Origin of the sequence: Microbacterium sp. CPCC 204701, assembly GCF_004010105.1 — a bacterium.
Classification (GTDB): domain Bacteria; phylum Actinomycetota; class Actinomycetes; order Actinomycetales; family Microbacteriaceae; genus Microbacterium.
Genome location: NZ_RRYE01000372.1, coordinates 1 through 2830, shown reverse-complemented (window position 1 = coordinate 2830; position 2830 = coordinate 1). Strand labels below are relative to the sequence as shown.

Sequence of the window (2830 nt, the reverse complement as noted above, 5' to 3'; positions counted from 1 at the left end):
CGACCCCGCCCACGACTGGTCGGCGCGCACCCGACCGAACACGGCCGACCCCGGTGCGATCTCGGCGCGCTGGCCGATACGGGTGCCGGGCGCGAGCGTGCTGCGGGCACCGACGGCCGCGTCGGCGCCGATCCGCACCGGGCCGATCCGCACGAGGTCGCCGTCGATCCAGTACCCGCTGAGGTCGACCTCCGGCTCGATCGACGCGCGATCGCCGATCTCGAGCATCCCCGTCACAGGCGGCAGCGTGTGCATGTCGACGTCACGCCCGATCTTCGCGCCGAGCGCGCGCGCGTACGCCTTGACCCAGGGTGCACCGGCCAGCCCGACGGCGTCGACCTGCTCCGAGATCTGCTCCGCAAGCCACAGCCGCAGGTGGACCGTCCCCCCACGGGGGTAGTCGCCCGGCTGCACGCCGGCCAGCAGCAGGCGCGCGGATGCCGCGCCCAGCGCCATCCGTCCGAACGGGGTCGCGAAGAGCACGAGGCCGATGACCAGTGCCCACCAGGGCGCAGCGGGCAGGGCGTCGAAGCCCGGGACGAGCTGGAGCAGCGAACCGGCGGTGAGAAGGTACAGGAGCCACCGCACCCCGCTGAGGATGAACAGCGGGACGGCCAGCAGCGTCTGCACCCACTGTGTCGAGCGGGGCGTCGGCTCGGGGCGGCGGAACGTCGCGGGCGCGTCGTCGACGAGGAACGGCCCGAGCGCCTTCGCCATCGCTCCCAGCCGCGGCACGTCGTAGATGTCGGCCACCGAGAACTCCGGCACGCGCGCGCGGATGCGCGAGACGAGCTGGGCCGCCGACAGCGAGCCGCCGCCGAGGTCGAAGAAGTCGGCCTTGCGATTGGGCACCCGGATCCCGAGGACCGCCTGCCACTGCTCGGCGAGCCACGCCTCGCCCGGGCTGAAGCCCGCGTCGGGCGCTTCGACGCCTGGAAGCGGCCATGGCAGCGCGGCGCGGTCGACCTTGCCGGAAGTGCGCACCGGAAGCTCGTCCACGACGGCGAGGAGCGGGACGACGCCGGCAGGCAGGCGCTCAGCAAGCTCGGCCCGGGCGGCGGCCATGTCGAGCTCGCCGTCGACCACGAGGTAGCCGACGAGCACCGGGACGCCCGCATCCGTCGTCCGCACCGCGGCGCTGGCCGCTGTCACGCCCGCCAGCGCCTGCAGGGCGGACTCCACCTCACCCAGCTCGATGCGGCGACCGCCGACCTTCACCTGGTCGTCGGCGCGCCCTTGGAAGACCAGCCCCTCCGGGTCGTAGCGCACGAGGTCGCCCGACCGGTAGGCCCGATCCCAGCCCAGCCCGGGCATCGGCGCGTACTTCTCGAGGTCTTTGACCGGGTCGAGGTAGCGCGCGAGGCCGACACCGCCGATGATGAGCTCTCCGACGCTCCCCGGCGCAACCGGCCGGTCTTCGGCGTCGACGACGGCGAGCGACCAGCCGTCGAGGGGCAGTCCGATCCGCACCGGCGTGGAGCCGTCGAGGGGAGCGGCGCACGCGACGACCGTGGCCTCGGTCGGGCCGTACGTGTTCCACACCTCGCGGCCTTCGCCCGCCAGGCGCGCGGCGAGCTCCGGCGGGCAGGCCTCGCCGCCGAAGATGAGCAGCCGCACGTTCTCGATCGAGTCGACCGGCCACATGGCCGCAAGCGTCGGAACGGTCGACACCACCGTGATCCCCTGACGGACGAGCCACGGAGCCAGATCCTCGCCGGAGCGCACCAGTGCGCGCGGCGCGGGAACAAGGCACGCGCCGTGACGCCACGCGAGCCACATCTCCTCGCACGACGCATCGAATGCCACAGACAGCCCCGCGAGCACTCGATCGTGCGGACCGAGCGGGGCAGCCTGCAGGAAGAGTCGCGCCTCGGCGTCGACGAACGCCGCCGCGGACCGGTGCGAGACCGCCACGCCCTTGGGGACGCCCGTCGATCCCGATGTGAAGATGATCCAGGCGTCGTCGTCCGGCTGCGGCGGCGGAACAGCGAGAGTCGCCTGCGTGCTGGGATGGGGCGCGTCGCCGTGGAACAGGTCGCGGGCGCTCGGGGTTTCCGCCTCGAAGGCGGTGTATTCGCCCTGACCTCCCACGATCCCCCGCACGCGGGCCTCGCCGAAGACCAGCCGCGCGCGTTCGTCGGGGTCGTCCGCGTCGACGGGGACATACGCGGCGCCGGCGGCGATGATGCCCAGAATCGCGATGTAGAGCTCTTTCGATCCCGATGCCAGGCGGACGCCCACGCGATCGCCGCGGCGCACCCCTCCGTCGTGAAGGCGGGCGGCCGTCCGGGCGACGTGCGCCAGCAGCTCCCGATAGCTCAGGGCGCCCGACCCGTCGTCGATGGCGGAGGCCTGAGGAAACCGCGCCGCGGTGTCGCGCAGGATGTCGAGCAGCGTCCGCGGCGCGGGGGCGCGCCCGGACCGGTCCAGCTCCGCCTGAAGTGCGACCGGGGACTGTGCTCGCGACACGTCAGGACGACAGCAGGGAGATGAGCTGGCTCTTGCTCAGCCGCGAGTACCCGGTGCGGCCCGCGGCGCGCGCCCGCGCCCGGAGCTGCACGACGGTGAGCGCCTCGAGATCTCCGACGAGTGCGGGCTCCGCGACGAGTGCGGGCATTTCCGCGGGCTCGGCCGATCCGGGCGTCTTCGCGGGCTCGGCCGGGTCTGCGGACGGCTCCCCCTCGGAGGTCGCGCCACCCGAGATCTCCGCCACGACCCGGTCGTCGGCATCCTGCGCTTCGCGCTCCGCCTTCGCCGCGGCGCGCTCCGCCTTGTCCGCCGCCTTCTTCAGCGCCTTCGCCTCAGCCTTGCGCTGCTCGGCCTCGGCCGC

Annotated in this window: 1 protein-coding gene and 1 pseudogene; both read right to left on the bottom strand. The window is 73.7% G+C overall.

The window, feature by feature from the left end; all coding sequences use genetic code 11:
* Positions 1–2430 (bottom strand): non-ribosomal peptide synthetase (locus tag EIO58_RS15545; protein WP_127820269.1); only part of this gene is annotated, 2430 nt, incomplete at its 3' end.
* Positions 2431–2470: 40 nt separating this feature from the next.
* Positions 2471–2830: pseudogene (locus EIO58_RS18960) on the bottom strand (hypothetical protein); the annotation flags it as partial.